The sequence below is a fragment of the Bradyrhizobium sp. 23 genome (assembly GCF_023073295.1).
In the GTDB taxonomy this organism is placed as follows: Bacteria; Pseudomonadota; Alphaproteobacteria; order Rhizobiales; family Xanthobacteraceae; genus Bradyrhizobium; species Bradyrhizobium canariense_D.
Window position 1 is genome coordinate 1 of record NZ_JADPJF010000001.1, and the last position, 7,190, is coordinate 7,190.

Annotated in this window: 8 protein-coding genes; 5 read left to right on the forward strand and 3 right to left on the reverse strand. The window is 64.3% G+C overall.

What is annotated here, in order from left to right; all coding sequences use genetic code 11:
* Window positions 1-396: 396 nt before the first annotated feature.
* Window positions 397-1,635, reverse strand: a complete 1,239-nt coding sequence (locus IVB32_RS00005) for an MFS transporter (protein WP_247371951.1) — start codon at window positions 1,633-1,635, stop codon at window positions 397-399.
* 129 nt (window positions 1,636-1,764) lie between these two features.
* Here IVB32_RS00005 and IVB32_RS00010 point away from each other — a divergent pair, with 129 nt between their 5' ends.
* The 3 genes from IVB32_RS00010 (at window position 1,765) to IVB32_RS00020 (ending at window position 3,667) form a co-directional block, all read left to right on the forward strand.
* Window positions 1,765-2,373: a TetR/AcrR family transcriptional regulator gene (locus tag IVB32_RS00010; RefSeq protein ID WP_085395622.1), complete on the forward strand. Its 609-nt coding sequence runs from the start codon at window positions 1,765-1,767 to the stop codon at window positions 2,371-2,373.
* A 385-nt stretch (window positions 2,374-2,758) separates the two neighbouring features.
* Complete coding sequence (locus tag IVB32_RS00015) at window positions 2,759-3,136, forward strand: hypothetical protein (protein WP_247409474.1); 378 nt, start codon at window positions 2,759-2,761, stop codon at window positions 3,134-3,136.
* Between the two features lie 159 nt (window positions 3,137-3,295).
* Window positions 3,296-3,667: a hypothetical protein gene (locus IVB32_RS00020; RefSeq protein WP_247371945.1), complete on the forward strand. Its 372-nt coding sequence runs from the start codon at window positions 3,296-3,298 to the stop codon at window positions 3,665-3,667.
* 242 nt (window positions 3,668-3,909) lie between these two features.
* Here IVB32_RS00020 and IVB32_RS00025 read toward each other — a convergent pair whose 3' ends face one another.
* Both IVB32_RS00025 and IVB32_RS00030 read right to left on the reverse strand, forming a co-directional pair.
* On the reverse strand, window positions 3,910-5,283 hold the full coding sequence (locus IVB32_RS00025; RefSeq protein WP_018455158.1) for a PleD family two-component system response regulator: 1,374 nt from the start codon (window positions 5,281-5,283) through the stop codon (window positions 3,910-3,912).
* A 14-nt stretch (window positions 5,284-5,297) separates the two neighbouring features.
* A complete protein-coding gene (locus tag IVB32_RS00030; protein WP_007603272.1) occupies window positions 5,298-5,663 on the reverse strand; it encodes a response regulator in 366 nt (121 codons plus the stop codon).
* Between the two features lie 266 nt (window positions 5,664-5,929).
* Here IVB32_RS00030 and IVB32_RS00035 point away from each other — a divergent pair, with 266 nt between their 5' ends.
* Both IVB32_RS00035 and IVB32_RS00040 read left to right on the forward strand, forming a co-directional pair.
* Window positions 5,930-6,241 carry a DUF3572 domain-containing protein gene (locus tag IVB32_RS00035; protein WP_018455159.1) on the forward strand — a complete coding sequence of 104 codons (312 nt, stop codon included), beginning with the start codon at window positions 5,930-5,932 and terminating at the stop codon, window positions 6,239-6,241.
* The coding region (locus IVB32_RS00040) for a DNA polymerase IV (protein WP_247409475.1) at window positions 6,238-7,190 on the forward strand (953 nt) is incomplete at its 3' end. The genes IVB32_RS00035 and IVB32_RS00040, both read left to right, overlap by 4 nt.

The window sequence follows — 7,190 nt, forward strand, 5'->3', positions numbered from 1 at the left end:
CAAACTCGGCAACCAAACCAAGGATGATATCGATAAAGAACCTCGCGAAGAACGGTCCTGTGGGCGTTCTCAAACCTCGTTGTACAACACGACCCGACGTCACTCGACGATCGGTTACCTCAGCCCTGTTGAGTTCGAGCGCAAGGTGGGATTAGCTTAACCCGGTGTCCATCATACCGGCAGCAGCTCAGTCGCTCATTGGTTTTGCTCAGCTTCTCTCTAGAGTCAGCAATGGGTTCAAGCGGCGCCCAGCGGGCATTACCGTGAAGGTCCGCTGCGGACCAATTACGGAAGTCCCAAATTGGGCGCGGCGCTGGGCACTGATCGGGGCAGCGGTACCATTCCGTTTGATGATGCCGCGCTCCACGAAGTTTGCTCACCCGCTGGACGCCTCGCCTACGCCGTCCGCAACACCGGCGCCGGCGGCTGCGACGGCCGGATCAGCGCAAACGCAACCTGGATGATGCCGCCGGCCAGCCCCAGCGCGACGCCGATGCGCCAGGCCATCGTGTACGAGCCGAGCGCGTCGTAGAGCACCCCTCCCCCATACGCGCCGAGAAAGCTGCCGATCTGGTGGCTCATGAAGGCGAGGCCCTGGATCATCGCCTGCCAGCGGAGGCCGAACATTTCGGCGACGGCGCCCGCGACCAGCGGTCCCACACCCATCCACAGGAAGCCCATGATCGCGCCGAACAGCAAGGTCGAGGCCGGCGTCGCCGGCAGCATGAAGTACCAGGCCAGCGCGAGTGAGCGGAAGATGTAGATTCCGCCGAGCAGCGCGAGCTTGTTCCAGCGCTGGCCGGCCCAGCCGAAGAACAGCGAGCCGAGCACGTTGAAGCCGCCGATCATGCCGAGCGTCTGCGCGCTCAGCATCGGATCGAGGCCGCAGATCGCGAGATAGGACGGCAGATGCGTCGTGAGGAACACGAGCTGCATGCCGCAGACGAGATAGGCGCAGGTCATGACCACGAACGACGCGTTGCCGAACGCGGTCTTCGCCGCGATCAGGGCCGTGGCATCGACGATCTCATCAGTCGCGGGCTTCGGCAGCGGGACCGCGTCGACGCGCCCGGCATACCAGGCCGCCGGGATCATCAGCACCGACATCACCACGAAGCCGGCGAGCCCGACGCGCCAGCCAAAGCCCTCGTTGAGCATCTGCCCGATCGGCGCCGACAGCAGCGCGCCGAGCGAGCCCACACCGGAGACGATGCCGAGCACGGTGGAGCGCACCGTTGCGGGCACCGCGCGCGCCGCCACCGACATCGCGATCGCCGCCGCGGTGCAGGCCAGCGAGGTGCCGATCAGCACGCCGGCGCCGATCATGATGGCGACGAGACCGTTCGCGGTTGCCATCAGCACCAAGCCCGCGATGTACATGAAGGAGCCAGCGATCATGATAGGACGGAAGCCGTAGCGCGTGGTCATCGCGCCGGCGAGCGGCTGGAGAAAGCCCCAGGCGAGGTTCTGCACGGCCAGCGCCAGCGTGAAATCGGAGATCGACAGATGGATGTCGTGGGTCAGCGGCTGCATGAAGATGCCGAGGCTCTGCCGCAGCCCCATGCTCAGCGTCAGCATGATCGAGGCGCCGATCAGGATGGGCAATGTCGGGCGCAGGACCTGCAACAGGGGCATTTTTGTCTCCCTCATCGGCGCGGCGCGAGCGCCGTCGTCTGCAATATCAGTTGATTTTGGTTACACAGACCTGTGTACTTGGGCTATGAATAGCGTGCGCTGTCAAGCAAACAGGACATTCACCGCCGCATGGCTCCCCCGCCCGCCCCACAGACGATGAAAGAGCGGATTCTCGAGACCGCCGACAAACTGTTCTATCTTCAGGGCATTCGCGCCATCGGCGTCGACACCATCGCGGCCGAGATCGGCATCTCCAAGCGCACGCTCTACAACCACTTCCCCTCCAAGGACGCGCTGATCGCCGCCTACCTGGAGCGCCGCTTCGTGCAGCCCCGCCCCTCGGACAAGCCGGCGGCCGAGCAGATCCTCGCCACCTTCGATTCGCTGGAGCGCCGCTTCGCCGCAAAAGACTTTCGCGGCTGCCCGTTCGTGAATGCGGTCGCCGAGCTTGGCCCGGCCGACCGCGCCGTGAAGAAGATCGCAATCGCCTTCAAGGAAAGCCGCCGCATCTGGTTTCGCGACCGCCTCAACGAGCTCGGCGTTGCGAACGCGGAGGCGCTCGCAACGCAGCTCGTGCTGCTGGTCGACGGCTCGATCGCGCAGGACCTCGTCCGCGACGACCCCGCAATGGCCCGCGCCGCGAAGGAAGCGGCGACGGTGCTGCTGCGGAATGCGGGGGTGACGGTGGGAGATCAGACTACGGTGAAGCGAGGCAAGCGGCCGGCCCGGCATCCCTGAAGCAGCTGCAACATCAGAACCCGCCGCTCGCCGCAAGAAGTCCGGATCGGAAAGCACGCACCGCAAGGTCCGTTTGCCGTGCTTCACCCTTCGATCTCTTGAAGCGATTGGACTGAGAGGAACCATCGTCATTTCGGCGTAGTTGACCTTCTTTACACCGGAGAAGGTCATGAATCGAAAATCGCTTCTTCTTACAGCCGCACTGTCCTTCGCTGTTGCCGCTCCCGTCTTCGCACAAGGCGGCGGCGGAGGTGGTGGCGGCGGTGCCGGCGGAGGCGCGGGTGGCGCAGCTGCGAGCGGCGGCGCGTCCGGATCATCCGCCAGCTCAGGCGCAGGCACTGGCACGTCTGGCGCCGCCAATGGAGGCCCCTCGGCGCCATCCGGCATGGGCACAAACGGAACCTCAACCGGCGCTCACACCAACAACTCTCCAACCAACCCGAACGTTCAGCCCCCGACGCCGAACGGGAATACTGCGAGCACACCGACCACCACCGGCGCGGGCAACACCGCGTCAGGATCGACACAGGCGGGCACGCCAAACGGGACCGACAGGTCCGGTATCACGGCCACCAATGGCGCCAACAGCGACAACAAGGGCCAGATGAGCCCCGCGGAGCAGGCAAGAACGGGGATCAAGACGCTTCCACAGGACCAAACTCCAGGAGCCGTCAGTGCGCCGGGCGTTGGCGTCGGTCATGCGGCGAACGGCTTGCCGATCGGTACGCCCGGTTCGGGGACCAGCAACGTCGATCAGAAGTGACCCGGACTTTCTCCATCCCCACAGGGCCCGCTACGGCGGGCCTTTTCTGTGACGTCCTGAAGGGAGTGAACGAGGCCTAGCGCTGCGAGGGCGAGACATGGAGTAAACTTGGCATCAGGCGGCCCTGCCGATACACTGGTTTCTTTTTGAGGCGTGCCCATGATTAGATTTTCGTCGTTGCTGCCAATTTCATTTCTGATCATCTGCACCCCGGCCACGGCCGACGAGATGAAGATCCAATTCACATTTGGACCTCCGCGGCCCTGCACCACCGTCTTTCCCAATCCCGAAATCAAGATGAAGAGTGTTCCGCCCGGCACGCGCACGATCGTCGTCAAGTTTCGCAGAGAGAAGAACTACGAGATGGGCGGCCAGGAGATCCCATTTCCCTCAGATAACATCGTGAAGCCGGAGAGCTTGCGAACCTGGGGCCCCTGCAATTCCGGCCTGTACACTTACGAGATCATCGCAAAGTCCAACACCGGCGCGGCCCTGGCCAAGGCAGAATGGTCGGAACCGTATCCTCCCTGACGCGAAGGTGGACGCCCGCTTGTCCGTCGTGGCGTGCGGATTCCTCGCTTGCGGGATGACAGCAGAGTTTGTGGATATTCGGGATGCTAGCAGGATGCTCCTGTTTTGGCCGACGAGTCAAAGGGCAATGCTGTGCCCATCAGCCGTTTTGCAACCGCGTAAGTCATTGATCCGACTAGTGTCGGCTACTGTGCATGGGGTTGTTTTCGCGTTTTTTTTTGCGTCGGCCGGTGCGAGCGGCCTCACGCCGCGTGCGACACCACGCGATTGCGGCCGTCGTGCTTGGCGCGGTAGAGCGCGGTATCGGCGCGCTTGAGCACGTCGCCAACCGCCTCGCCCTTCTGCTCCAGCGTGGTCAGGCCGATCGAGATCGTGACCTCGATGCGCTTGGTGCCCTTGTGGATCGCAAAGGGCTCGCCGGCGATCGAGCGGCGCAGGCGCTCGGCGACCATGCCCGCGACGTGGAGATCGGTCTCCGGCATCACGATGACGAATTCCTCGCCGCCGTAGCGACAGGCAAGGTCGATGCCGCGGATCGACTTGCGCACCCGCACGGCGAATTCGCGCAGCACGTCGTCGCCGGCGTCGTGGCCGTAATTGTCGTTGATCGACTTGAAGTAGTCGATGTCCAGAATCATCAGCGCCAGCGGCTTGCCGCGCGTTGCGGCCTGCTCGGCCAGCGTCGCGAGATGGCTCTCCATGTAGCGCCGATTGTGCAGCCCCGTGAGCGCGTCGGTGATCGCCATCTCGATCGAATTCTGCACGTTGTCGCGCAAATGGTCGGTGTAGCGGCGACGGCGGATCTGGGTGCGGGCGCGCGCCAGCAGCTCGATCTTGTCGATGGGACGCAGCAGATAGTCGTTGACGCCGATCTCGAGCCCGCGCAGCAGCCGCGTCGCGTTCTCGGGGTCGGCGATCGCCAGGATCGGCACATGCCGCGTGCGCTCCAGCGAGCGCGCCTGGCTGCACAGCCGCAGGCCGTCGAAATTGTTGAGGTCGAGCGAGACGATCAGCAGATCGTAATTGCCCTCGGCGGCGTGGAACAGCGCCTCCGTCGGGTTCGGCTCGACGTCGATGGTGTGCTCGGCGGCAAGGATCGTCGCCAGCCGTTCATAGGAGGACTGTCGGTCGTCGACCAGCAGGATACGGCCGCCCTTGCCGGTGTCGGAGATCGCACTGCGCTCGGGCGCCTGCATGCCGATCTCGAGCGAGGTGATGGCGCGCATGCGCAGCTCGTCCGTCATCATCTTCAGCCGGGTCAGCGAGCGCACGCGCGCGATCAGCACGACATCGGAGACGGGTTTTGTCAGGAAATCGTCGGCGCCCGCTTCCAGCCCGCGGTTGCGGTCGGACGGGCTGTCGAGCGCGGTGACCATCACGACGGGAATGTGATGCGTGGCCGGATCGGTCTTGAGGCGGCGGCAGACCTCGAAACCGTCCATGTCCGGCATCATGACGTCGAGCAGGATGATGTCGCATTCGGCGCGGGCGCAGATCGCCAGCGCCTCGGTGCCGTTCGCGGCGGTCATCACGTCGAAATATTCGGCGGACAGGCGGGCTTCGAGCAGCTTGACGTTGGCAGGGACGTCATCGACGACGAGAATACGCGCGGACACTGTGAACTCACTTCCTATCCGATGAAACGTCGGACCGTCTCAATGAATTTGCCGACCGAGATCGGCTTGGACAAATAGGCCTCGCAGCCGCCCTCGCGGATGCGCTCTTCGTCGCCCTTCATCGCGAACGCCGTGACGGCGACGACGGGAATGCTGCGCAGCTCCGGATCGTCCTTGATCCAGCGCGTCACCTCCAGGCCCGAGACCTGCGGCAATTGGATATCCATCAGCACGAGGTCGGGCCGCATCTTGCGAACGAGGTCGAGCGCCTCGTAGCCGTTGCTGGTGCCGGTGGTCTGGTAGCCGTGCGCCTCCAACAGGTCGCGGAAGAGCTTCATGTTGAGCTCGTTGTCTTCCACGATCAGGACGGTCTTAGCCATCCCGCCCTCCTGATTGGTCCGCAGACCGATGCATGTGACGCCTCAGGCGCCGGTCGCCGGCGCTTCGAAAACTGGATTCAAACTAGCCTCGAATTCGCTTGAGTTTCGTTAAACCCGAGGGCCGACTTTCTGCGATGTGGTTTCCAGTTGCTTGTCGTGGGTCGCAAGACTTGGGTAAGAGACTGGGCAAGAGACTGGGAAACGAGACTCGGGCATGGTGGCCCCAAAGTAGACACCGAAAGTTAACGGAAAGGCAAACCGGCCACGTGAAAAAGCCTGTTCACAACCCGCGCGAAGTCGCTGAAATCGTTGCGCTTCAGGCGCTGTCTTTCGTCGCGGGCGAACCCGAGCGGCTGGGCCTGTTCCTGGCCGAGACAGGGGTCGGCCCGGAGATGCTGCGCAATGCCGCCTCGGACCCCAATTTCCTGCTGAGCGTGCTGGATTTCGTGATGCGCGACGACGCCACCGTGCAGGCCTTTGCCAGCGCTGCGGAACTGCATCCGACCAACGTTGCCGCAGCGCGGCAGGTTCTCGGCGACGCGCTCGGCGACCCCAATTGGGAGCGCGACGTGCCGTGACCTCCCTGGAGAGGGCCGGGCCCCGCTGCTTCTGCCGGGATTGTTCGGCCGATCTGGATATGGGCGTGCGGCGCTGTTCCACCTGCGGTTCCCCCCGCCTCGCCCGCCACCGCGCGCTCGCAAGCCTGACCATCGCACATATCGACTGCGACGCCTTCTACGCGACCGTCGAGAAGCGCGACAATCCCGACATCGCCGACAAGCCCGTGATCATCGGCGGGGGCAAGCGCGGCGTGGTGTCGGCCGCCTGCTACATCGCCCGCACCTACGGCGTGCGGTCGGCCATGCCGATGTACAAGGCGTTGGAAGCCTGCCCGCATGCCGCCGTGATCCCGCCGAACATGGCGAAATATGTCCGGGTCGGGCGCGAGGTGCGCCAGGCCATGCAAGCGCTGACGCCGCTGGTCGAGCCGCTTTCGATCGACGAGGCGTTCCTGGATCTCTCCGGCACCGAGCGGGTGCACGGCATGGTGCCGGCCAAGGTGCTGGCGCGGTTCGCACGCAACATCGAGCGCGACATCGGCATCAGCGTCTCGGTCGGCCTCTCCTGCAACAAGTTCCTGGCGAAGATCGCCTCCGACCTGGACAAGCCGCGCGGGTTTGCTGCGCTCGACCAGGAGGAAGCGCGCCTGATGCTGGCGGAGAAGCCGGTCGGTTTCATTTTCGGCGTTGGACCCGCGACGCAGGAGCGTCTGGTGCAACGCGGCTTCCGCATCATCGCGGACCTGCAGAAGGCCGACGAGATCGAGGTGATGCGGCAGTTTCCGAGTGACGGCCGCAGGCTGTGGCGACTCGCGCGCGGCATCGACGACCGCCGCGTCGAGCCCGATCGGGGCGCCAAGACGATTTCGAGCGAGACGACGTTCGAGACCGACATCCGGGACTTCGCGACGCTGGAGAAGATTTTGTGGCGGCTGTGCGAAAAGACGTCGTCTCGCCTTAAGAGCAG